Below are 22,662 nucleotides of genomic sequence, written 5' to 3' on the forward strand. Positions count from 1 at the left end.
GAGGAGGAGAGATCTAACATGTCTGAGAAAATGCCCAACCTGAAGAAAAAGTATCAGGATGAAGTCGCTCCTGCTCTGATGCAGAAGTTCGGCTACAAGAGCCCCATGCAGATCCCCCGCCTGGACAAGATCGTGGTCAACTGCGGCTGCGGCGAGGCCCGGGACAACTCCAAGGTGCTGGAGGCCGTCGTCAGCGACCTGACCACCATCACCGGCCAGAAGGCCATCATTACCAAGGCCAAGAAGTCCGTTGCCAACTTCAAGCTCCGCGAGGGCATGAACATCGGCGCGAAGGTCACCCTCCGCGGCGACCGCATGTGGGAGTTCCTGGACCGCCTGTTCAATGTGGCCCTGCCCCGTGTCCGCGATTTCCGCGGCATCAACCCCAACGCCTTTGACGGCCGCGGCAACTACGCCATGGGCATCAAGGAACAGCTCATCTTCCCCGAGATCGAATACGACAAGATCGACAAGATCCGGGGCATGGACATCGTGATCACCACCACTGCCCGGACCGACGAAGAGGCCAAGGAGCTGCTGACCCTGGTCGGCGCGCCCTTCGCCACGAAGTAAGGAGGAGAACCCAAAATGGCTAAGAAATCCATGATCCTCAAGCAGCAGGCTGAGCCCAAGTTCTCCACCCGGCGCTACAACCGGTGCAAGATCTGCGGCCGCCCCCACGCCTACCTGCGGGACTACGGCATCTGCCGTATCTGCTTCCGCGAGCTGGCTTACAAAGGTCAGATTCCCGGGGTCAAAAAGGCGAGCTGGTAACACCAGCCCGCCTTCCCCCGTGTTTTTGAACATCCCACGGCAGGACGGTTAACAGGTCGGAGCCGCAGACTCCGATACCTTGCCGCCTTAACGGGCCCTTTCAAAGGCCCGTAACTCTGATAGGAGGTAACACTCATGCACATCACGGACCCCATTGCGGATATGCTCACCCGCATCCGCAACGCCAACAACGCGAAGCATGACACCGTGGACGTTCCCGCGTCCAACATGAAAAAGTCCATCGCGCAGATCTTGCTGGAGGAAGGCTATATCAAGAACTTCCAGCTCATCGACGACGGTACGCAGGGCGTCATCCGCATCACCCTGAAGTACCTGCCCGGCAAGGAGAAGGTCATCACCGGCCTTCGCCGTGTTTCCAAGCCCGGCCTGCGGGTCTACGCCGGAGCCGAAGAGCTCCCCCGCGTCCTGCGTGGTCTGGGTATCGCTATCGTGTCCACGTCCAAGGGCGTCATGACCGACAAGGCTGCCCGTGCAGCCCATGTCGGCGGTGAAGTCCTGGCCTTCGTGTGGTAAGGGAGGGAGAGAGAAATGTCTAGAATCGGAAGAACGCCCATCTCTGTCCCCGCCGGCGTGGAAGTCAAGATCGGCGACGACAATCTGGTGACCGTGAAGGGCCCCAAGGGCACCCTCACCCAGAAGCTCAGCTCCGCCATGACCCTCACCCAGGAGGGCGGCGAGCTGCATGTGACCCGGCCCAACGACCTGAAGGAGAACCGCTCCCTCCACGGCCTGACCCGCACCCTGCTGCACAACATGGTGGTGGGCGTGACCGAGGGCTTTAAGAAGGAGCTGGACGTCAACGGCGTCGGCTACCGTGTGGCCAAGGACGGCAAGAAGCTGGTCATGAACATCGGCTTCTCTCACCAGGTCACCATGGAAGAGCCCGAGGGCATCACCATCGACGTGCCCAATCCCAACAAGATCATCATCTCCGGCGCTGACAAGCAGAAGGTGGGCCAGTTTGCCGCCGAGGTCAGAGAGAAACGTCCCCCCGAGCCTTATAAGGGCAAGGGTATCAAATACACTGACGAGGTCATCCGCCGCAAGGAAGGCAAGACCGGCGTCAAGAAGAAATAAGGAGGTGTGCCTAAATGATCAAGAGACCGAATACCAACGCCCAGCGGCTTAAGCGCCATAAGCGCGTGCGTTCCAAAATTTCCGGCACGCCCGAGCGTCCCCGTCTGAACGTGTTCCGCAGCGAGACCAACATCTATGCCCAGATCATCGACGATGTGGCAGGCAAGACCCTGGTCTCCGCCTCTTCCCTGGAGAAGGGCTTCGCGTGCGACGGCACCAAGTCTGACGCCGCCAAGCAGGTGGGCCAGATGGTGGCCGAGCGCGCCAAGGCCGCCGGCATCACCACCGTGGTGTTCGACCGCGGCGGCTATGTCTACCACGGCCGGGTCGCTGCTCTGGCTGAGGGCGCCCGCGAGGGCGGCCTGGAATTTTAAGGGGAGGAGAAAACGAACATGGCTAGATTTGAAAGAGAACCCAGCGAGTTCACCGAGAAGCTCGTTTCTCTGAACCGCGTGTCCAAGACCGTCAAGGGCGGCCGCGTGATGAAGTTTGCCGCTCTGATGGTAGTGGGCGACGAGAAGGGCCGGGTTGGCTTCGGCACCGGCAAGGCCGCCGAGGTGCCCGAGGCCATCCGCAAGGGCATCGAGGACGCCAAGAAGAACATGTGCACCATTACCCGCTCCGGCACCACCATCCCCCACGAGGTGATCGGTGAGTTCGGCGCTGGCCGCGTGCTTCTGAAGCCCGCCGCCCCCGGTACCGGCATCATTGCCGGCGGCCCCGTCCGCGCCGTCATGGAAGCGGCCGGCATCCGGGACATCCGCGCCAAGTGCCTGCGCTCCAACAACCCGCAGAACGTGGTCTCCGCGACCTTCGAGGGCCTGAAGGCCCTCCGCGGTCCCGAGGAGATCGCCCGTATCCGCGGCAAGAGCGTGGAAGAAATCGTAGGTTAAGGAGGGCTTGAACCATGGCTAAGCTGAACATTAAGCTGGTCAAGAGCCTGAACGGCCGCATCGCCAAGCATAAGGCGACTGCCGAGGCTCTTGGGCTTCGTAAGATCGGCGACACCACCGTGCAGCCCGACAATGAGGCCACGCGCGGCAAGATCGCCCACATCGGTTACCTTCTGCAGGTGACCGAGGAAAAGTGAGGAGGTGCGCACCATGAATCTGCATGATCTGTCTCCGGCTGAGGGCTCTGTGAAGAGCAACTACCGGAAGGGCCGGGGCCACGGTTCCGGCAACGGCAAGACGGCCGGCCGCGGCCACAAGGGCCAGAAGGCCCGCTCCGGCGGCGGCGTCCGCGTCGGGTTCGAAGGCGGCCAGATGCCTCTGGCCCGCCGTATCCCCAAGCGGGGCTTCCACAACATCTTTGCCAAGCCCCTGGAGATCGTCAACGTCTCTGCCCTGAATAAATTTGAGGACGGCGCTACCGTCAATGTTTGCGATCTGCTGGAAAAGGGTATCCTTTCCAAGTGCGAATATGGCGTGAAAATCCTGGGCAACGGCAGCGTCAGCAAAAAGCTGACGGTCCGCGCCACCGCGTTCTCCGCCTCCGCCAAGGAGAAGATCGAGGCTGCCGGCGGAAAGGCGGAGGTGGTCTGACGTGATCCAGACCATCAAAAACGCCTGGAAAATTGAAGAGCTGCGCAAGAAGATCCTTTTCACCGTCTTTGCTCTGCTGATTTTCCGGCTGGGTTCCGCCGTGCCCGTGCCCTTCGTGGACACCCAGGCGCTGGGGACCTATCTGGATAGTATGAGCGGCACCATTTTCGGCCTGATGAACGCCATGAGCGGCGGCAGCTTCAGTACGGCAACGGTATTCGCACTGTCCATCCAGCCCTATATCAACAGCTCCATCATCATCCAGCTCCTCACCGTCGCCATCCCCGCCCTGGAGCGTCTCCAGAAGGACGGCGGCGAGGAGGGCCGGAAGAAGATTGCGGCCATCACCCGCTACACCACCGTGGGTATTGCACTGCTTCAGGGCTTCGGCTACTACACCCTCATCAAGGCCAACGGCCTGCTGGACCTGGGCGACATGAACGGCGTTTGGGCCGGTGTGGTCATCGTGGCGTCCTTCGTGGCCGGCTCCGCCTTTATCATGTGGCTGGGTGAGCAGATCACCGAGTTCGGTATCGGCAACGGCATCTCCATCATCCTGTTCGCCGGTATCGTCTCCCGCGGTCCGTCCATGGTCATGAGCATGTATACCGGCGTCACCCGCTGGCTCAACCCTCTGACCACCGAGCAGATGAGCAGCCTGAACTGGACGGCGGAACAAATCGCCGCCTATCAGAAGAGCCTGCTGCACCCCGCCTTTATCCCTGTCATCATCATCGGCATGCTGGCCCTGATCGTCTTTATCGTCTTCATCCAGAATGCCGAGCGCCGCATCCCCGTCCAGTACGCCAAGCGCGTGGTGGGCCGGAAGATGTACGGCGGCCAGGCCAGCCACATCCCCATGAAGGTGAACATGTCCGGCGTGCTGCCCATCATCTTCGCCCAGTCCATCGCTGCGCTGCCGGCCACCATCGGCATGTTTGCCGGTAAGACCGTGGACAGCGAGGGCTTCTGGGGCGGCTTCCTGAAGCTGTTTGACACCAGCGGCGTGGCCTATATCATTATCTACTTCCTGCTGATCCTGGGCTTCAGCTACTTCTATTCCACCATCCAGTTCAACCCCATCGAGGTGGCCAACAACCTGAAGAAGAACGGCGGCTTCATCCCCGGCTTCCGGCCGGGCAAGCCCACCGCCGACTTTATTCAAAAGGTGCTCAACAAGATCACCCTGTTCGGGGCGTTGTATCTGTCCGTCATCGCCATCCTGCCCATCGTGACCGGTAATATCTTCGGTTACAGCAACCTGGCCATCGGCGGCACCTCCATCATCATCGTCGTGGGCGTGGCTCTCGAGACCGTGAAGGCCATGGAGGCCCAGATGCTGATGCGCCACTACAAGGGCTTTTTGGAGTAAGGAGGTGCTGGGGGAATGAAACTGATTCTGCTGGGACCTCCAGGCGCCGGAAAAGGCACCCAGGCCGAGATCCTCTCCAAGGATTTGGCCATCCCGACCATCTCCACCGGAAACATCCTCCGGGCCGCCGTCAAGGCGGGCACGCCCATCGGCCGGAAGGCCAAGGCCTTCATGGACGCGGGCAAGCTGGTCCCCGATGCGGTCATCATCGGAATCATCCGGGAGCGGCTGGAAGAGGCGGACTGCGCCAATGGCTTTATCCTGGACGGGGTGCCCCGCACCATCGCCCAGGCCGAGGCTCTGGAGGAGGCCGGCGTCCTCTTTGACGCTGTCATCTCCCTGGAGGTCTCCGACGAGGCCATTGTCAAGCGCATGGACGGCCGCCGGGTCTGCACCCACTGTGGTACCCCCTTCCATGTGGAAACCAAGCCTCCCAAGGCCGAGGGCGTCTGTGATGCCTGCGGCGGCGCCCTCATCGAGCGCGACGACGACAAGCCGGAGACGGTACGCGCCCGGCTGACGGTCTACCACGAGGAGACCGAGCCTTTGAAGCACTTCTATGAGAAGCGCGGCAAGCTCCGCACCGTGCCCGGCGATCTGGGCACCATTGAGGAGACGACGAAGGCCATCGAAAGGGCTCTGGAGGCCGCCCATTGAACATGATTTCCTTAAAATCCCCCCGCGAGATCGAGCTGATGCGCCGGGCCGGCGCCCTGACGGCTCAGGCCCGTGCGCTGGCCGGCTCCATGGTCGAACCGGGTGTCACCACCCTGGAGATTGACCACGCCGTCCGGGACTTTATCCGTTCCCACGGGGCAGAGCCCTCCTTTCTGAATTATGGGGGCTATCCCGGCTCCGCCTGCATCTCCATCAACGATGTGGTCATCCACGGCATTCCGGACCACCGGAAGCTGATGGAGGGCGATATCGTCAGCGTGGACGTGGGCGCCTATCTGGAGGGCTTCCACGGCGACTGCTGCGCCACCTTCCCCTGCGGCAAGGTGAGCGACGCGGCCATGGACCTGATCCAGGTCACTCGCCAGAGCTTCTTTGAGGGGCTCAAAATGGCGCGGCAGGGCAATCGGGTCTCCGACATTTCCCACGCGGTGCAGCAGTATGTGGAAAAGCATGGCTACTCCGTGGTGCGGGACTTCGTGGGCCACGGCGTGGGCGCCAAGCTCCACGAGCCCCCGGAGGTCCCCAACTTCGGACCCGCGGGACACGGGGCCAGGCTGCTGCCGGGTATGGTCATCGCGGTGGAGCCCATGGTGAATGCCGGCGACTGGCCGGTCCGGGTCCTGAAGGACAAGTGGACCACCGTCACCGTGGACGGCTCGCTGGCCGCCCATTACGAGAACACCATCCTCATCACCGAGGGAGAGCCGGAGCTGCTCACCCCCATCGGAGACAGCCCTTATGTATGACGTGGGGCAGATCGTCCGCTCCCTGGCCGGGCACGACAAACAGGGGCTCTTCTGCGTGATCGGCGCGCAGGGGGAGCACCTGCTGCTGGCCGACGGAAAGCGGCGCAGAGTGGCGTCGCCCAAGCGCAAAAAGTGCGGCCATGTGTCGCCGCTGGGCGCATCCGGGCATCCGGCCGTCCAGAAGCTGAAGAGCGGCCAGCCGGTGTCCGACCGGGAGCTGCGGAGGGCGCTGGGCGCCTTCCGGGACGAGTTAGGTAGAGACCAAGGAGGGAATTAGGCTTGGCAAAAAGCGACATGATCGAGCTGGAAGGTGTCGTCACCGAGGCTCTGCCCAACACCACCTTCCATGTGGACATCGGAAACGGGCACATCATCCTGGCCCACATCTCTGGAAAACTCCGCATGAATTTTATTCGAATTCTGCCTGGGGACAAGGTAACGGTGCAGATGTCGCCGTATGATCTGACCCGGGGCCGGATCACCTGGCGGTCGAAATAAGACCGCTGACGACCCAAAAACGACCGGCGGCACAGGGCCTTGCCCGCTGACCGCCGGGGCCATCAAGGCATTCAGGAGGTTTATGACATGAAAGTTAGACCGTCCGTGAAGCCCATGTGCGAGAAGTGCAAGATCATCAAGCGCAAGGGCAAAGTCATGGTCATTTGCGAAAACCCCAAGCACAAGCAGAGACAAGGTTAAAGGAGGCGCTGAAGAAATATGGCACGTATTGCCGGCATTGACCTGCCGAAGGATAAGAGAGTCGAGATCGGCCTCACCTATATCTACGGCATCGGGCGCACCAGCGCCAACAAAATCCTGAAGGAAGCCGGGATCAATCCCGACACCCGGGTAAAAGACCTGACCGACGCCGACGAGGCGAAGCTGCGCGAGGTCATCGCCAACAGCTATACCGTGGAGGGCGACCTGCGCCGCGACGTGGCGATGGACATTAAGCGCCTGACCGAGATTGGCTGCTACCGCGGCATCCGTCACCGCAAGGGCCTGCCGGTCCGCGGCCAGCGCAGCAAGACCAACGCCCGTACCCGCAAGGGTCCGAAGCGCACGGTTGCCAACAAGAAGAAGTAAGGGAGGGATATGAACAATGGCTGCGAATACCAAGGGCAAAAAAGTGGTGCGTAAGCGCCGCGAGCGTAAGAATATCGAGAAGGGCGCCGTGCATATCCGCTCTTCCTTCAATAACACCATGGTCACTGTGACCGACACCCAGGGCAACGCCCTGAGCTGGGCCTCCTCCGGCGGCCTGGGCTTCCGCGGCTCCCGGAAATCCACCCCCTTCGCCGCCCAGACGGCTGCTGAGACTGCCGCCAAGGCCGCGATGGAGCATGGACTCAAGAGCGTGGAAGTGTACGTGAAGGGCCCCGGTTCCGGCCGTGAGGCCGCGATCCGCGCGCTGCAGGCCGTGGGCCTGGAAGTCACCCTCATCAAGGACGTGACGCCCATCCCCCACAATGGCTGCCGCCCGCCCAAGCGCCGCCGCGTCTGATTTAGAGGAGGTAAGAATATGGCAAGAGATACCGGAGCGGTCTGCCGCAAGTGCCGTCGGGAAGGCCAGAAGCTGTTCCTGAAGGGCGACCGCTGCTATACCGACAAGTGCGCCGTTGAGCGCCGCCCCTTTGCGCCCGGCCAGCATGGCAACGCGAGGAACAAGAAGATGAGCGAGTACGGCATGCAGCTTCGTGAAAAGCAGAAGGCCCGCCGCTACTACGGCGTGCTGGAGAGCCAGTTCCGCAAGTACTATGAGATGGCCAACGCCAAGAAAGGCGTCACCGGCGAGAACCTGCTGTCCATTCTGGAGACCCGCCTGGACAACGTGATTTACCGCCTGGGCTTCGCCATGAGCCGGCCCGAGGCCCGTCAGCTTGTCCGTCACGGCCACTTCACCATCAACGGCAAGAAGGTGGATATCCCCTCCTACCTGGTGAAGCCCGGCGAAGTCATCGCTCTGAAGGATTCCAGCCGCAGTCTGGATAAGTTCAAGGGCTCCCTGGAGGCCAACGGCTCCCGTCCCGCTCCCAAGTGGCTCGATTTTGACCAGAATACGCTCACGGCCAAGGTGGTGGCCTTCCCCGCCCGGGAGGACATCGACCTGCCCATCGAGGAGCATCTGATCGTCGAGTTGTATTCCAAGTAATCCTTAATACCCTCGACTCATGGAAGCGAGGGGCCGCCGCCTGCGGGCCGGCGTCCAAAACCGGCCCGGCGGCCCCGTGAATGACGATACGGCGGATGCACCCGTCCGCCGCCGCAACAAGGAGGGTAACTATCACATGGTAGAAATCGAAAAGCCGCGCATCGAATGCGTGGAGAATCCCGGTGACGGCTCCTACGGCAAGTACGTGGTCGAGCCCCTGGAGCGCGGCTATGGCACGACTCTGGGCAACTCCCTGCGCCGCATCCTGCTCTCGTCTCTGCCCGGTACCGCGGTCACCTCCATCAAGATCGCCGGTATCCAGCATGAGTTCTCCACCATCCCTGGCGTAAAGGAAGACGTGACGGAGATCGTCCTCAACGTGAAGGGCATCATCGCCAAGCTGCACTCCGAGGGCGTGAAGACGGTGTATATCGAGATGAGCGGCGAGGGTGAGGTCACGGCCGGCGACATCAAGGCGGACGGAGAGGTGGAGGTGCTCAACCCCACCCACCACATCGCCACCCTGGGTCCCGACGCCACCCTCAACATGGAGCTCACCCTGTCCCACGGTCGGGGCTATGTCCCCGCTGACCGGAACAAGCCCGCCCAGACCATCATCGGGCTCATCCCGGTGGACTCCATCTACACCCCCGTCAAGAAGGTCAACTACACGGTGGAGAACACCCGCGTGGGCGACCTGACCGACTTTGACAAGCTGACGCTGGAGGTGTGGACCAACGGCACCATCACGGCCCGGGACGCCGTGAGCCTCGGTGCCCGCATCCTGTGCGACCACTTCATGCTGTTCACCGACCTGAGCGAGACCATGGGCAACAAATCCACCGTGGTGGAGAAGGCCGAGGCGCAGCGCGACAAGGTGCTGGAGCTGACCATCGAAGAGCTGGATCTGTCGGTCCGGTCCTTCAACTGCCTCAAGCGGGCCAACATCAACACGGTGGAGGACCTGATCTCCAAGACCGAGGACGAGATGATGAAGGTGCGCAATCTGGGCCGGAAGAGCCTGGAAGAGGTCATCAACAAGCTGGCTATGATGGGCCTGTCCCTGGCCAGCGACGAGAACAACTGACAGAGGCTTCCGGGCGGCGGTTCCGTCGCCCAGGAGCGCAGAAGAGCAGTCCGGGGGCATGTAACGTCCCCTCCCGGACACGGCCCGTCCGATGCCGCCCGTCCGGGCGGCGCTCTTCCGAGGGAAGGACCCTCAGGACGAATTTACGATGGATTTCGCCGCGCGAAATGCCTATAGGAGTTGAGTCAAATGTCCGGATACCGCAAGCTGGGCAAGCCGACCGATCAGCGGAAGGCGATGCTGCGCGCCATGGTGACCTACCTGCTGGAGAACGGTCAGATCAAGACCACCGTTACCCGTGCCAGGGAAGTGGCCCCCATGACCGAGAAGATGATTACCCTGGCCAAGAAGAATAACCTGGCCACCTACCGTCAGGCTCTGGCCTTCATCACCAAGGAGGACGTGGCCAAGAAGCTGTTTGATGAGATCGGCCCCAAGTATGCTGACCGTGACGGCGGCTACACCCGTATCGTCAAGATCGGCCCCCGCCGCGGCGACGCCGCTGAGATGGCCATCATCCAGTTGGTGTAAGCCTTCCAGAGCACAAGCGCCCCCACCGCGCCCCAGGCTGCGGCGGGGGCCTTTTTGTACCACTGCCATTGCAAAAGCAGGGAAAAAGTGCTAAGATGGAGGAAAATTTTGAGATATGGAGTGCAGGGGACAATGGAATTTGCAAAACGGATGGAGCGCTTCGAGACCGGCATCTTTTCCAAGCTGCTGGACCTGAAGAGCGCCCGACTGGCGGCGGGCGGCACGGTAGTGGATATGAGCATCGGCGCGCCCAATCTGGCGCCGGCGGAGCACGTGATGCGGGCCTTGGCCGACGCAGCCATGGACCCCAAAAACTACATCTACGCCATTCAGGATCTGAATGAGCTGCATCAGGCGGTGGCGGCCTGGTATCAGCGGCGCTACGGGGTGACGCTGGACCCGGCGGCGCAGATCACCTCGCTGCTGGGCTCCCAGGAGGGGCTGGCCCATATTGCGCTGACCCTGGCCGACGAGGGGGACGTGGTGCTGGTGCCCGACCCCTGCTACCCGGTCTTTGCCGACGGGCCCAAGCTGGCCGGGGCGGAGCTGCACTATATGCCGATGAAGCCGGAGAAGGACTTCGTCATCGACCTGCGGGATATCCCCACGGAGGTGGCCAAGCGGGCCAAGCTGATGGTGGTGTCCTACCCCAATAACCCCACTACGGCCATGGCTCCCGACGCCTTCTACCGCGACCTGATCGCCTTTGCCCGGGAGTACGGGATCGGCGTCCTCCACGACAACGCCTACAGTGAGCTAGTCTACGACGGGGCGCAGTGGGGCAGCTTCCTGCGTTTTGAGGGGGCTGCCGACGTGGGCGTGGAGTTCAATTCCCTCTCCAAGACCTACGCTCTGGCCGGGGCCCGGGTGGGCTTCTGCGTGGGTAACGCCGAGATGGTGGGGCAGTTGGCCAAGCTAAAGTCCAATATGGACTACGGCATGTTCCTGCCCGTCCAGCGGGCGGCCATCGCCGCCATTACCGGAGATCAGAGCTGTGTGGAGACCACCCGGCGGGCCTATGAGGCGCGGCGCAACTACCTGTGCGACGGCCTGACCGCCCTGGGCTGGAACGTCCCCCGGTGTTCCTCCACCATGTTTGTGTGGGCCAAGATCCCGGAGGGATTTGGGGATTCCCAGCACTTTTGTGAGCAGCTCCTCCAGCGTACCGGCCTGCTGGTGACGCCGGGCAGCGCCTTCGGCCCCTCGGGAGAGGGCTATGTGCGCCTGGCCCTGGTGCGTACCGAGGCGGAGATGAAGCTGGCCCTGGACAACATCCGGGAAAGCCGTCTGCTGGTCTGAAAAAGCCAAGCCCCAGGGTCCCCGGAAAGGCATTGCCTTTCCGGGGACCCTGGGGCTTTATGGCCCTTTGGAGCGGCAGCCGCCGCTTTTTCCGGCCCTACTCCATCAGCCCGTACTTTACCTTGATGCGCTCCAGCTTTTCCAGCATGGGTTCGGCGGCAAACCAGAGGAACAGGAAGGTGGCGATTGCCTGGATCAGGTCCATGGGAAAGCCGGAGAGGTAATAGGTCAGCAGGACCGCTCCATTGAGCGCCTGAGACCACAACAGGGCGGACACCGGATTCATGATCCCGCCATAGACCACGATGGCCGACAGCGCGCCGAAGACGGCCAGCGAGACCCGGCTGCGGCGGAGCAGCCCCCTGCGGAACAGGAGGCCCGCCAGAAAGCCGATGATGCCCATGGCGAACATCTGATAGGGAGTCCACGGCCCCTGGGCGAAGAGAAGGTTGGACAGCAGCATGGTCATAGCTCCCACCAGGAAGCCGGCCTCCCCCCCGAAAGCCACGCCGGCCAGAATCGTAAGGGCCATCACCGGCTTGCACTGGGGCAGCATGAATAACGCCGCCCGGCCCGCCACGGCCACCGCGCAGAGCACTGCGATGACCACCAGCTCCCGGGCTTGGGGCTTTCTCCCCTCGAAGAGAAGGAAGAAGGGCGCCATACACTCCAGCAGGATCAGCAGGGAGATGAAGTAATACTTCTTGTTGTCCAGATAAAAAAGCCCCACGAAGAGGGTCACCGGGATCAGCAGCAGGATCATGACCGCCGCCGCCACAGTGCGCTTGGGGAGCCTGCGCCGCTCCCGCGGGACCTGGATGGGAACCACAGGGGGTGGGGCCCGGCGGCTGACCGCCAGGGTAAAGACCAGCAGAGCGGCCAGGAGAAGGGCGTCCAGCTTGAGATGGGTCATGCCGGCAGAGGAGGCCCCTGCCGCACCGATCAGGGCGGTCAGATCGGCCGCGCCCACGGCATTGCACAGCAGGAGCAGTGCAGCGGCGGCGGATACGGCGGCGATCAGCCGGCGCCACCAGGGCAGGGGCCCGGGCCGGTCGTCGGCGCTGTGTACGCCGGGGGGAGGAAGGGGCGGGGACGCCTCCGGCAGCTCCGGTTCCGGCGGCAGGGCGCCGCCGCAGGCGGCAATGACCTCCTCGGCGGTGACCGCCCCCGGCAGGCGGGCCCGGGCCATCCGGTTGGCGGCGGTGGTGTAGAAGCTGTTGCCGGAGAAAAATGCCCGGGGCGGGCCCTCTGTGACGATCGTCCCATCAAAAAACAGCGCGCAGCGGTGGGCGTAGCGGGCGCAGAACTCAATGTCGTGGCTGACCATAAGGACGGGCACCCCCCGGCGCAGGAGCCGCTGCAGGATCTCGGCCAGAGTCTGCTTAAACCCGGCGTCCAGCCCCTTGGTGGGCTCGTCCAGCAGCAGGACGTCCGGCTCCAGCAGCAGGATCTTGGCCAGAGCGGCCCGCTGCTGCTCGCCGCCGGAGAGGTCGTAGGGGTGCCGGTCCAGCAGCTCCTCCAGACGGCACAGCGTCACCGCACGGGCGACCTGCTCCTCCTGCGCGGCCCTGGGCAGCGGTCGGCCCTTCAGAAGCTCGAAAAGGTCCTCACGCACCGTCTTTTTCACAAACAGGGCCTGGGGGTTCTGGGGCAGTACGCCCAGCCGGCCCACCGTCTCCAGCTCCCCGCGGCAGGGCTGCAGCAGGCCGGAGAGCAGCTTCAGGCTGGTGGTCTTGCCGGTGCCGTTCCCCCCCAGCAGGGCCAAGAATTCCCCCCTCCGCACCGTAAGGGACAGGCCCTTCACCACGTCGGGCAGGTCCTTTTCATACTTGAACCACAGGTCCCGGGCGGTGATGGCGGCCTCCGGCGGATAGGCGTGCCGCTGCTCCTCCGGGAGCGCTCCCAGGGGGTGAGCGGCGGCGAAACGGCCCAGCCAGTCCCGTCCCTCCCGGACGGTGACGGGGCAGGGGGAGGAATCCCCCACCGCCGCCCAGATGCGCATGGGTGCGGGCATGGCCTGGAACATGGCGTGGCCGGCGTCCTTCAGGGCGGCGCCCACCTGGCTGGGGGTGCCGGTGCACAGGAGCTTGCCCCGGTCCAGCACCGCCACGCGGCCGGCCAGGGGGAAGGCATCTTCCAGCCGGTGCTCGGTGAGGAGAATGGTGGTGCCCAGCTCTCGGTTGATCTTGCCCAGAGTGGCCAGGAAATCGGCCGCGGCGATGGGGTCCAACTGACTGGTGGGCTCGTCGAGAATCAGCACAGAGGGCTGCATGGCCATGACCGAGGCCAGGTTCAAAAGCTGCTTCTGTCCGCCGGACAGCTCGGCTACGTTTTTGTAAAACCAGGTCTGGATACCGAAAAAGGAGGCCATTTCGGCCACCCGCCGGCGGATGGTGGGGGTGTCGTAGCCCAGGCTCTCCAGGCCGAAGGCCAGCTCATGCCACACCTTATCGGTGACGAGCTGGTTCTCCGGGGACTGGAGCACGAAGCCAATGCGCGCCGCCTGCTCCCGCTGGTCCAGCTCGTCCAGGGGGACGCCCTCAAAGCGGATCTCCCCCAGCCGGTGGCCATGGGGGGCCAGCACCGTCTTGAGCTGGCGCAGCAGGGTGGATTTGCCGCAGCCCGAAGGGCCGCACAGCACCCAAAATTCCCCCGACCGGACGGTCAGGTCCAGCCGGTCCAGGGCGGGGACCGCCTGCCCAGGGTAAAAGAAGGTCAGGTCATGGATCGCAAACGTGTCCACTGGCGATCCTCCCTTCGATCTATGATGACCGGCGTCAGGCACAAAAGCCCGAACGCCAGCAGCCCGGAGAGGCTCCAGCCGTCCCGGGGGGCCAGGCGGAAGGTGGGAAAGTAGCGGCAGGCAAAGCCGCCCGCCCCCCACATGGACAGGATATAGCCGCCCAGAGCCCCCAGCCACCAGAGGGCGGCCTGGTCCCGGTCGTCCAGACGATAGATGGAAAAGGCGGTCCGCCCCGGCAGACCGTAGCCCCGGCTCTTCATGCTGTCCGCCGTCTCGAGGGCGTTTTCCAGGCACCAGGTGAGCAGGATGGAGAGGATGGTCACCCCATTGCGCAGGCGCTGTAGGAGGCTGCCGTCCGACACGTCCCGCCCGACGCAGCGCTGGGCCTGAGACACCGCCCGGGCCTGGACCTGGAACCTGGGCACGAACCGCAGGGCCATGGAGAGGACCAGGGAGAGGGCGGGGATGACCCGCCCGAAGAGATAGACGAACTTGTCGGAAGTCATCACCGCCGTATAGCAGGAAAACCAGGTGACCACGGCGGAGAGCAGGGCGGCGGCAGCCAGGCCGTAGGCAATGCTCTCCAGCGTCAGGGGGTTGCCCGAGGGCAGGTAGGTCAGGATCGTGGCCCCCTGGTGGTTGAAGGCCGGATTGATGAGGGCGGCCAGCAGCGCCGCAGGCAGAAGGTAGCGCAGGCTGCGCCGCACCGCCCGGCGCCCGTTGAGGCAGACGGCGTACCGCAGGGCGGCGGCCAGGGAGAGCAGCAGGCAGGCCGGATGCAGAAAGCACATGGTAAAGAACAGCACCAGGCCGAAATAAAGAAAGTTCACCGCCGGGTGGTAGCTGGAAAAGGCATCTCTGGATTGCAAACGCATCAGTCCATTTCAAAAAGGCGGCGCGGGGGTCTGCCGCGCCGCCCGGTATGTTACGCCCCTCCGACGGAGGAGAGGGCACCTACGTCGGCGCCCAGGTCGCAGGTGTAGAGCCATTCCACCACATCCCCCTCCTGAAGCTGGTAGCGGGAGCAGCCGTAGTTGGGGAACCAGCCGTTGACCCGGTAGGTCCAGCCGGACCCCTCGCCGCAGTCAAATTCATAGAGGTTGTGGATGCCCTCGATGTAGGCGGAGTGATAAAGGGGTGTCTCTTCAAACTCCAGGTGGATCTTGGCCTGCTTCATCTCACGCTGGAGCAGGTTGAAGACGCTCTCTCCCTCGTAAAAGGTGACCTGGGTCTCCGGAAAGATCACGCCGTCCTCCGGCACCAGCTCGGCCTTCTCCGCGTCCAGCCAATCCAGGTGGTCCAGAATGGTGTCGCACCGGACCGAGAGGGTGCAGGTGTGGGCCACGTCGGAGAAAGCCGCGTCCTGGGGGTCCACCGGCTGGGGCTTTCCCTCCGGCGCCGGGGCGGCGAGCGACGGGTCCGTACCCCCCATGCCCTGGAGGACTGAGGCTCCCGCACCGGCGGAGGGAGGCGGCGTAAGGGGCGCGGGTGTCTGCATCGGTAGAGGTGCTGCGGGCATCTCCTCCGGCATCGGGGACACGGGGAGGGCTTCCGGGGGTTCCGCCGGCTCCGGCGTGACGGCGGGAGCGGCTGAGGGGGCAGGAGTGGGGCTGACAGACGGCGCTGGGAGGACCTCCGTCTGTGCCGCGCTGGCAGAGGGCGCCGCCGGAGAGGGGACGGCCTCCGGTGCCCAGCCCCGGCTGCCCGGCGCGTTGCCGCCCAGCCAGAAGGCGCCGGCCAGCACCGCCGCCAGGAGCACCAGGATCAGAATCTGCCGCTTAGATCGGTTCCACCACATGCTGTGCCTCCTATACGAGCAGTTCGGCCCGGTCCAGCATCCGGAAGAGCATCCGGGCGACCTCACAGCGCCGGATGGCCTCCGCGGGGCGGATCGCCAGGTCGGACGGGTCCAGAATGTTCTCCTGATAACAGAAGGCCAGGCTCTCCCGCGCCCACGCCGCCGTGGTGACATAGTCGGAGAAGGAGGCCAGCAGGCTGCGCACGGCGGCGGCGTCCAGCGCCGTATCCAGACCGCACAGTCCGGCGGCCCGGGCCACCATGACGGCGGCCTCCTGCCGGGAGAGGGTGCCGTCAGGCCGGAACTTGCCGTCGCCCACGCCGCTTACGATGCCGCGGCGGTAGGCGACGTCCACGTAGGGGGCATACCACGCCTCCGGAGCCACGTCGGAAAAGACGGTCTCCCCGCCGAGGGGGCCGGCAGCCAGGCCCAGGGCCCGCACCACGATGGTGGCAAACTCCGCCCGGGTCATGGCACCGTCGGGGCGGAACAGACCGTCGTCGCCGCCGGTGATGATGCCCCGGGCGGCCAGAGCCTCCACGGCAGCCCGGTCGGCATGACCGGAGAGGTCCGGGAAGGTGACGCCGGGGGCGGTGACCGGCTGGGGCCGTACCGCCGGGTCCCTGCCCGCCGGGCCGCCCTCCGGCGCAGAGCCCGACGTTCCGGCCGCAGGGGCCGCGTCACCCATGCGGTAGAGGCTGCTGCGGCCCTCCCGGGCCCGCTGGGCGGCGGCCAGACCGTAGAGCGCCTGCTCCGTGGCCATCTGGCTGGAGCCCGTGCCCGCGCCGGTGTGGACAAACCCGGCTCCCCTCCGGTAGAAGAGCAGCAGATTGTCCAGCAGAGTAGAGCCGTTTTTGACAAAGCGGGCGTCATCCAGAGGAAGCCCCAGCTCACACAGGGCCACCAGCACCTGCACTACGCTCTCCGAATTGCTGGTGCTCCAGCTTGCAAAGCCGCCCTGCCCGTCCTGCTGACCGGACAGACAGGCCAGAGCCTCCCGGGTGGCCGCGGCCACGGCCGGCTGGTCCTGGTATTTGGCCAGGGCCTGGAGCGCCGTGGCGGTGACATCCGGGTCGGAGCCCGCGCCGTCCTCCCCCGCCAGACTCCAGCCGCCGTCGGAGCGCTGGCGGTCCAGGATGTGGTCGAGATACATCTGGCGGGTGGCCTGGGTCTCCGCCGCGGGGTTTTCCGGCATGGGGTAGTCCCCGGAATCCAGGGCGATCAGAGCCCAAATGGGACCGTTGATTCCCTGCCAGACGGTCTTGTCGTAGTCGCCCAGGGGCAGCGTCAGGTCATAGCCCGCCACATCCCGGGCATCCCGGCCGATGGCGGTCAGGGCCAGGATGACCCGGGCATATTCGGTGTACTTCTTGTCGTGGAGGATGCCGTTCCGGGCCTTAACATAGGCCTCCACCGCGTCATAGTAGCTCTGGTAGTACCCCTCCGGCACCGCATAGCCGCTGCGGGCCAGGCCCAGCACCGCCCACTCTCCGCCGATGGAGCCCACCCGGGGCTCGGGTACGGCGGCGCAGACATACTGCGCGGTGTCCGCCAGGGCGGCCTCCAGAGCGTCGTCCGATCCGGCGGCCCAGACCGGATTGGCCAGGCAGATGACTGCCGCCAGGGCCAGCAGCAGGCTGAGCCCTCTCTGACTGAATCGTTTCATCCAATCGCTCCCCCTTCTGTCATCAAAAAACGGACGTGGTGAATCCTTTGATTCACCACGTCCGTCTGTTCGCGTGGGCCCCTGTCCCTCGGCGCGCGGCGCGCCTCCGGCTTCGAGCATCATAGGTCTTCCGGCTCGCGCCATCCGGAGGTCTGACCCTGGAAACCCTCCCCGTCTGTCGTTCCGCCTTCTCAGGTTTCCCCAATGACCGACTCACGTCACGAACGACAGCCTCAAGCGCATACGGCAACGGGCAATGCTCCGGACTTTCACCGGATTCCCTCATCCCCGGGCCTGCCTGAACGGCAGCTCCTACCCGAGGACATGATGCGGCATATCAAATTTGAAGATATCCAAAAAGGGTCCCGGCCTTTTCAGACGGGACCCTTTTGATTATACCGCAGGCAGAGGAAAAGTCAACCATGCATTTTCGGCCCCCCGTTCAAGTCATTCCGAACAGACGCGGGGCAGCTTCCCGTCCAGCCGGGACAAAAAAGGCCCGGGACGGCCATCGCCGGTCCGGGCCTTTTGCTCGGCGCGCCTCTGGCTCAGCGAAAGGCGAGGTAGTGGAACAGAGAGCCGCTGCCGTTGGAATTGCTGATGCTGGCCGAGCCGCCGACGTGGACGGAAAAGCCGCTGCCGGTGATGGCCAGCACCGTCGCCCCGGTGGGCAGGAGGACGGGGTGGTCCCGCAGGGCCAGGCCCCCGTAATAGTTGCTGCTGTCCTTGCTGGCGCCGGTATTGCGGAGCAGCAGCACCGCCGTGGGCGAGAAGCCCAATTCGATGATCCGCTCCGACTCCCCGTCCCCGGTGTAGGTCCCGGTCACGGCTTCCGCCTTGCTGAACACCTCCGTGTCGATCTTGGAGAAGTTCGCGTTAAACTCCTCCCGCAAAAAACTGTCCTCCGGCTCCCACTGGGAGAGCCCGTAATGCGCGGTCTGTCCGCTTGCCATGAAGCATCCCTCCTCACTCCCCGCGCGCCCGGCAGCAGGGTAGGACGAACGGGTACACTCTGAGGGCGCGCTATGCGGAACACGCGGAGGAATCCTTCGTTACATTCCACCAATATTAGGCAAAAACGACAAAAATGAAGAAACTTATGCACCGTAGTTGTCATGGAAGCAAAGTTTTTTCCTAGAAGAGCAAAGAATTTTCTATCGTCTTTTCCCGCCCGGCCGATTACAATAGAGGCGTCCCGGGGAAAGACGTTCCCCAGCGGATGGAACCCTGCAAAAAACGATATGTATCATTTAGGAGGAAAAACGATGAAGAAGAAACTTGCTCTTGTTCTTGCAGCCGTTCTCATGTTTGCCGCCTTCGCCGGCTGCTCCGGCAGCGGCTCCGGCAGCAGCGCCTCTCCCTCCCCCTCCGCCTCTGCTCCTGCGGAGAGCCAGCCCGCTCAGGCCGGTGAGCTGAACGTGGCCGTGTTCTACTACAACTACTCCGACGTGTACATCTCCAGCGTCCGCAACAATATGGACGAGATGCTGACCGCCCTGGGCGTCAACTACGACAACTTTGACGGCGCCGGCAACCAGTCCCAGCAGACCGACCAGATCAACACCGCGCTGGCCAATGGCGCCAACCTGCTGATCGTCAACATCGTGGAGACGTCCTCCCCGGACGCCGCCCAGAACGCTGTGAACGCCGCCAAGGACGCCGGCATTCCCATCATCTTCTTCAACCGCGAGGTCTCCGACGACGTGGTGAACAGCTATGACAAGTGCGCCTTCGTGGGCACCGACGCCCCCGAGGCCGGCCACATGCAGGGCAAGCTCATCGGCGAGTACCTGCTGGCGAACTATGAGGCCGTGGATCTGAACGGCGACGGCGTCATCTCCTATGTCATGTTCAAGGGCCAGGAGGGCAACGCCGAGGCCGAGGCCCGTACCCAGTTCGGCGTGGAGGATGCCGACACCGTCCTGACCGAGGCCGGCAAGCCCGCGCTGGCCTACTACGCCGGCGACGTGGATACCAAGTATCAGGTTGACCAGAACGGCGCCTGGTCCGCCGCCGCCGCCGTGGCTTACATGGACACCATCCTGGCCGAGTACTCTGAGGCCAACGGCAACATGGTCGAGCTGATCATTGCCAACAACGACGACATGGCACTGGGCGCCATCTCCTCCCTGCAGACCGCCGGCTACAACCTGGGCGACGGCAGCAGCAAGACCATCCCCGTCTTCGGCGTGGATGCCATCGCCTCCGCCAAGCAGGCCATCGACGAGGGCAAGATGACCGGCACCATCATGCAGGACGCCGCCGGCATGGCCGAGACCATTACCACCCTGGTGGGCAACATCAAGGACGGCGCCGCCCTGATGGACAACACCGGCGACCTGAACGTGGACGAGGGCGTGGCCAAGATCCGTGTGCCCTACGGCGTGTACACCGCCGAATAAGGCAGACCCGGATACAAAACAGTACGCATCGCCCCAACCGAACACACCAACGGACGAGCGGGGCTGCCATCTGGCAGCCCCGCTTACGCCGTGGAGCCCCGGCGCCGGGCGCCTGCCGGACGGGATGCGCCCGGCGCGGCGGCTCCACACAGCAGCGCTCCTCCGGGGAGCGCCATGGAGAGGAGGAAGCATATGGATCAGCCGGCACTGCTGGAAATGAAAGGCATCAGCAAGGAATTTCCCGGCGTCAAAGCTCTGGACAATGTATCCCTGAAGGTCCGGCCCGGCACGGTGCACGCCCTGATGGGAGAGAACGGCGCAGGCAAGTCCACCCTGATGAAGTGCCTGTTCGGCATTTATAACAAGGACAGCGGCACCATCGTCCTGGATGGCAAGGAAGTCAACTTCAAGAGCTCCAAAGAGGCCCTGGAGAACGGGGTGGCCATGGTGCACCAGGAGCTCAACCAGGCCCTGACCCGCAGCGTGCAGGACAACCTGTGGCTGGGTCGCTACCCCAAGGTGGGCGGCATCATGGTCAGCGAGGCCGTCATGCGCAAGCGCACCAAGGAAATCTTTGACGAGCTGGAGGTCAAGGTAAACCCCAGCACCACCATGTCTGCCATGCCCGTGTCGCAGCGGCAGATGGTGGAGATCGCCAAGGCCGTCTCCTACGACGCCAAGGTCATTGTCTTTGACGAGCCCACCTCCTCCCTGACGGAGGTGGAGGTGGAGCACCTGTTCCGCATCATCAATATGCTCAAGGCCAAGGGCTGCGGCATCATCTACATCAGTCACAAAATGGAGGAGATCCTCCGCATCAGCGATGAAGTGACCATCATGCGCGACGGCACCTGGGTGGCCACCCGGCCGGCCAAGGAGCTGACCATGGAGGAGATCATCAAGCTGATGGTGGGACGGGAGCTCACCAACCGCTTCCCGCCCAAGACCAACGTGCCCGGCGAAGTCATCCTGGAGGTGGAGCACCTGGCGGGTAAGTACACCCGCCTAAAGGACGCATCCTTCCAGCTCCGCAAGGGGGAGATTCTGGGCATCGCCGGCCTGGACGGCTCCGGCCGTACCGAGGTGCTGGAGAATCTGTTCGGCGCCATGACCAAGGCGGGCGGCACCATCAAGCTCCATGGCCGGGTCATCCGGAACCGGACCCCCCGGGAGTCCATTAAAAACGGCTTTGCCCTGCTCACTGAGGAGCGCCGGGCCACCGGTATCTTCGGCATCCGGGACATCCGGGAGAATACGGTCATTTCCAACCTGAAAAACTATCTGGTGGGCGGCGTCTGCCTCAGCGACAAGAAAATGGAGGAAGACACCAAGTGGGCCATCGAGGCCATGCACATCAAAACCCCCAGCCAGAAGACCCAGATCCGCTCGCTGTCCGGCGGCAACCAGCAGAAGGTCATCATCGGCCGCTGGCTGCTGACCAAGCCGGAGGTGCTGCTGCTGGACGAACCCACCCGCGGCATCGACGTGGGCGCCAAGTATGAGATCTACCAGCTCATCATCGATCTGGCCAACGAGGGCAAGGGGGTTATCATGGTGTCCTCCGAGATGCCGGAGCTGCTGGGCGTCTGCGACCGCATCCTGGTCATGTCGGGCGGCCAGCTAGCCGGAGAGGTTGACGCTAAAAATACCAGCCAGGAGGAAATCCTCACCCTGGCTGCCAAATATGTTTAAGAGGGAGGAAGCCGCAATGAGTAAAGAATCCAAGGCCCTGGAGCGGCAGGCGTGGGATGCCAAGCGGGTGGGCAACCTGCTGCTGAACAACGCCCTGCTCATCCTGATGATCATCGCCGTGATCTACATAGCCGTCGTAAACCCGAACTTTCTGAAACCCGCCTCCATTATCAACATTCTGTCCCAGACGGCGGCCTATCTGCCTGCCGCATTGGGGATCGGCGGCTGCATCGTGCTCACCGGCACCGACCTGTCCGCCGGCCGTATCGTGGGCCTGACCGCCTGCATCTCGGCCTCCCTGCTCCAGAGCGCCGCCAACCTGGCCAACAAGATGTGGCCGGAGATCGGCACCCTGCCCATCTGGGTGGTCATCCCTGTGGCCATGCTCATCGGCGCGGCCTTCGGAGCCTTCAACGGCTTCTTTGTGGCCAAGTTCAAGCTCCATCCCTTCATCGTCACCCTGGGCACCCAGCTCATCGTCTACACCCTGCTGCTGCTCTACGTGCAGATGGGCAACAACAAGGGCATGGCCATCTCCAATCTGGACGCCAGCTATACCGACTTTGTCAAGGGCGAGCTCTTCCGCGTGGGCGACACCCCGGTGCCCCGGTATGTGCTCTTCGCCGTTATCCTGACGCTCATCATGTGGTTCATCTGGAATAAGACCACCTTCGGCAAGAACATGTTCGCCCTGGGCGCCAACGAGGAGGCCGCCCGTGTCTCCGGCGTCAACGTATTCCTGACCACCATCCTGGTCTTTGCCCTGGCCGGCGCCATGTATGGCTTCACCGGCTTCATCGAGGGTGCCCGGATTGGCTCCAACACCGCAAACACCGGCTTCAACTACGAGCTGGACGCCATTGCGGCCTGCGTCATCGGCGGCGTCAGCTTCGTCGGCGGCATCGGCAAGATCCGCGGCGTTATGGTGGGCGTGCTCATGCTGCGGCTGATTTTTATCGGCCTGAGTATGATGAAGGTGGACCCCAACCTACAGTACCTCATCAAGGGCGGCATCATCCTGTTTGCCTGCGCGCTGGACATGCGCAAATACCTGGTCAAGAAATAAGCCTTCCGACCTGC

28 protein-coding genes and 1 riboswitch are annotated in these 22,662 nt (G+C 63.7%); of the genes, 23 read left to right on the top strand and 5 right to left on the bottom strand.

What is annotated here, in order from left to right; translation table 11 throughout:
• Positions 1 to 30: 30 nt before the first annotated feature.
• The 20 genes from rplE (at position 31) to B3H64_RS00285 (ending at position 11,281) form a co-directional block, all read left to right on the top strand.
• Positions 31 to 573 (top strand): 50S ribosomal protein L5, encoded by a 543-nt coding sequence (gene rplE / locus B3H64_RS00190; RefSeq protein ID WP_050617595.1) that lies wholly within the window; start codon positions 31 to 33, stop codon positions 571 to 573.
• Between the two features lie 15 nt (positions 574 to 588).
• Entirely contained in the window at positions 589 to 774 is a 186-nt protein-coding gene (locus B3H64_RS00195) for a type Z 30S ribosomal protein S14 (RefSeq protein WP_006573415.1), read from the top strand.
• A gap of 135 nt (positions 775 to 909) precedes the next feature.
• Positions 910 to 1,308, top strand: coding sequence for a 30S ribosomal protein S8 (gene rpsH / locus B3H64_RS00200; RefSeq protein ID WP_050617187.1), 399 nt, complete (start codon positions 910 to 912; stop codon positions 1,306 to 1,308).
• A 15-nt stretch (positions 1,309 to 1,323) separates the two neighbouring features.
• Positions 1,324 to 1,872: a 50S ribosomal protein L6 gene (gene rplF, locus B3H64_RS00205; protein ID WP_050617186.1), complete on the top strand. Its 549-nt coding sequence runs from the start codon at positions 1,324 to 1,326 to the stop codon at positions 1,870 to 1,872.
• A gap of 14 nt (positions 1,873 to 1,886) precedes the next feature.
• Positions 1,887 to 2,246 carry a 50S ribosomal protein L18 gene (rplR, locus tag B3H64_RS00210; protein ID WP_050617185.1) on the top strand — a complete coding sequence of 120 codons (360 nt, stop codon included), beginning with the start codon at positions 1,887 to 1,889 and terminating at the stop codon, positions 2,244 to 2,246.
• Positions 2,247 to 2,264: 18 nt separating this feature from the next.
• Entirely contained in the window at positions 2,265 to 2,765 is a 501-nt protein-coding gene (rpsE, locus tag B3H64_RS00215) for a 30S ribosomal protein S5 (RefSeq protein ID WP_050617184.1), read from the top strand.
• A gap of 14 nt (positions 2,766 to 2,779) precedes the next feature.
• Entirely contained in the window at positions 2,780 to 2,962 is a 183-nt protein-coding gene (rpmD, locus tag B3H64_RS00220; RefSeq protein WP_050617183.1) for a 50S ribosomal protein L30, read from the top strand.
• Between the two features lie 13 nt (positions 2,963 to 2,975).
• Positions 2,976 to 3,416, top strand: a complete 441-nt coding sequence (gene rplO / locus B3H64_RS00225) for a 50S ribosomal protein L15 (RefSeq protein ID WP_050617182.1) — start codon at positions 2,976 to 2,978, stop codon at positions 3,414 to 3,416.
• A gap of 1 nt (position 3,417) precedes the next feature.
• Positions 3,418 to 4,788 carry a preprotein translocase subunit SecY gene (gene secY, locus B3H64_RS00230; RefSeq protein ID WP_050617181.1) on the top strand — a complete coding sequence of 457 codons (1,371 nt, stop codon included), beginning with the start codon at positions 3,418 to 3,420 and terminating at the stop codon, positions 4,786 to 4,788.
• 15 nt (positions 4,789 to 4,803) lie between these two features.
• Positions 4,804 to 5,445, top strand: a complete 642-nt coding sequence (locus B3H64_RS00235; RefSeq protein ID WP_050617180.1) for an adenylate kinase — start codon at positions 4,804 to 4,806, stop codon at positions 5,443 to 5,445.
• 2 nt (positions 5,446 to 5,447) lie between these two features.
• Positions 5,448 to 6,212, top strand: coding sequence for a type I methionyl aminopeptidase (map, locus tag B3H64_RS00240; RefSeq protein WP_050617594.1), 765 nt, complete (start codon positions 5,448 to 5,450; stop codon positions 6,210 to 6,212).
• Positions 6,205 to 6,489: a KOW domain-containing RNA-binding protein gene (locus B3H64_RS00245; RefSeq protein ID WP_050617179.1), complete on the top strand. Its 285-nt coding sequence runs from the start codon at positions 6,205 to 6,207 to the stop codon at positions 6,487 to 6,489. Before map ends, B3H64_RS00245 begins: the two co-directional genes overlap by 8 nt.
• Positions 6,490 to 6,491: 2 nt before the next feature.
• A complete protein-coding gene (gene infA / locus B3H64_RS00250) occupies positions 6,492 to 6,710 on the top strand; it encodes a translation initiation factor IF-1 (protein ID WP_050617178.1) in 219 nt (72 codons plus the stop codon).
• A gap of 87 nt (positions 6,711 to 6,797) precedes the next feature.
• Positions 6,798 to 6,911: a 50S ribosomal protein L36 gene (gene rpmJ, locus B3H64_RS00255; protein ID WP_006573428.1), complete on the top strand. Its 114-nt coding sequence runs from the start codon at positions 6,798 to 6,800 to the stop codon at positions 6,909 to 6,911.
• Positions 6,912 to 6,929: 18 nt separating this feature from the next.
• A complete protein-coding gene (gene rpsM, locus B3H64_RS00260) occupies positions 6,930 to 7,298 on the top strand; it encodes a 30S ribosomal protein S13 (RefSeq protein ID WP_050617177.1) in 369 nt (122 codons plus the stop codon).
• A 16-nt stretch (positions 7,299 to 7,314) separates the two neighbouring features.
• Positions 7,315 to 7,716 (top strand): 30S ribosomal protein S11, encoded by a 402-nt coding sequence (gene rpsK / locus B3H64_RS00265; protein ID WP_050617176.1) that lies wholly within the window; start codon positions 7,315 to 7,317, stop codon positions 7,714 to 7,716.
• Between the two features lie 18 nt (positions 7,717 to 7,734).
• Positions 7,735 to 8,364, top strand: coding sequence for a 30S ribosomal protein S4 (gene rpsD, locus B3H64_RS00270; RefSeq protein WP_050617175.1), 630 nt, complete (start codon positions 7,735 to 7,737; stop codon positions 8,362 to 8,364).
• Between the two features lie 136 nt (positions 8,365 to 8,500).
• Positions 8,501 to 9,451: a DNA-directed RNA polymerase subunit alpha gene (locus tag B3H64_RS00275; protein ID WP_050617174.1), complete on the top strand. Its 951-nt coding sequence runs from the start codon at positions 8,501 to 8,503 to the stop codon at positions 9,449 to 9,451.
• A 189-nt stretch (positions 9,452 to 9,640) separates the two neighbouring features.
• Positions 9,641 to 9,982, top strand: a complete 342-nt coding sequence (rplQ, locus tag B3H64_RS00280; RefSeq protein ID WP_050617173.1) for a 50S ribosomal protein L17 — start codon at positions 9,641 to 9,643, stop codon at positions 9,980 to 9,982.
• 132 nt (positions 9,983 to 10,114) lie between these two features.
• On the top strand, positions 10,115 to 11,281 hold the full coding sequence (locus tag B3H64_RS00285; RefSeq protein ID WP_050617172.1) for an aminotransferase class I/II-fold pyridoxal phosphate-dependent enzyme: 1,167 nt from the start codon (positions 10,115 to 10,117) through the stop codon (positions 11,279 to 11,281).
• Positions 11,282 to 11,378: 97 nt separating this feature from the next.
• On the opposite strand, the gene B3H64_RS00290 is transcribed toward B3H64_RS00285, so the two are convergent.
• The 5 genes from B3H64_RS00290 to B3H64_RS00310 all read right to left on the bottom strand — a co-directional run bounded on the left by B3H64_RS00290 (position 11,379) and on the right by B3H64_RS00310 (position 18,441).
• Positions 11,379 to 14,024, bottom strand: coding sequence for an ECF transporter S component (locus B3H64_RS00290; RefSeq protein ID WP_286732052.1), 2,646 nt, complete (start codon positions 14,022 to 14,024; stop codon positions 11,379 to 11,381).
• Positions 13,997 to 14,899 (bottom strand): energy-coupling factor transporter transmembrane component T, encoded by a 903-nt coding sequence (locus B3H64_RS00295; RefSeq protein ID WP_050617170.1) that lies wholly within the window; start codon positions 14,897 to 14,899, stop codon positions 13,997 to 13,999. Before B3H64_RS00295 ends, B3H64_RS00290 begins: the two co-directional genes overlap by 28 nt.
• 50 nt (positions 14,900 to 14,949) lie before the next feature.
• Positions 14,950 to 15,822 (bottom strand): DUF4430 domain-containing protein, encoded by an 873-nt coding sequence (locus tag B3H64_RS00300; RefSeq protein ID WP_286732053.1) that lies wholly within the window; start codon positions 15,820 to 15,822, stop codon positions 14,950 to 14,952.
• A 10-nt stretch (positions 15,823 to 15,832) separates the two neighbouring features.
• Entirely contained in the window at positions 15,833 to 17,488 is a 1,656-nt protein-coding gene (locus B3H64_RS00305; protein ID WP_050617168.1) for an S-layer homology domain-containing protein, read from the bottom strand.
• Positions 17,489 to 17,593: 105 nt separating this feature from the next.
• Positions 17,594 to 17,831, bottom strand: a riboswitch (cobalamin riboswitch).
• A gap of 205 nt (positions 17,832 to 18,036) precedes the next feature.
• Complete coding sequence (locus B3H64_RS00310) at positions 18,037 to 18,441, bottom strand: hypothetical protein (protein WP_050617167.1); 405 nt, start codon at positions 18,439 to 18,441, stop codon at positions 18,037 to 18,039.
• Between the two features lie 312 nt (positions 18,442 to 18,753).
• On the opposite strand from B3H64_RS00310, the gene B3H64_RS00315 reads away from it, so the two are divergent.
• The 3 genes from B3H64_RS00315 (at position 18,754) to B3H64_RS00325 (ending at position 22,648) form a co-directional block, all read left to right on the top strand.
• Positions 18,754 to 19,890: a galactose ABC transporter substrate-binding protein gene (locus tag B3H64_RS00315; RefSeq protein ID WP_050617166.1), complete on the top strand. Its 1,137-nt coding sequence runs from the start codon at positions 18,754 to 18,756 to the stop codon at positions 19,888 to 19,890.
• A gap of 192 nt (positions 19,891 to 20,082) precedes the next feature.
• Positions 20,083 to 21,582 carry a sugar ABC transporter ATP-binding protein gene (locus B3H64_RS00320; protein WP_050617165.1) on the top strand — a complete coding sequence of 500 codons (1,500 nt, stop codon included), beginning with the start codon at positions 20,083 to 20,085 and terminating at the stop codon, positions 21,580 to 21,582.
• A gap of 16 nt (positions 21,583 to 21,598) precedes the next feature.
• Positions 21,599 to 22,648 (top strand): galactose/methyl galactoside ABC transporter permease MglC, encoded by a 1,050-nt coding sequence (locus B3H64_RS00325; protein ID WP_094762309.1) that lies wholly within the window; start codon positions 21,599 to 21,601, stop codon positions 22,646 to 22,648.
• Positions 22,649 to 22,662: the final 14 nt, after the last annotated feature.

It is taken from the genome of Intestinimonas sp. UBA1698, assembly GCF_002320075.1.
In the GTDB taxonomy this organism is placed as follows: Bacteria; Bacillota; Clostridia; order Oscillospirales; family Oscillospiraceae; genus Intestinimonas; species Intestinimonas massiliensis.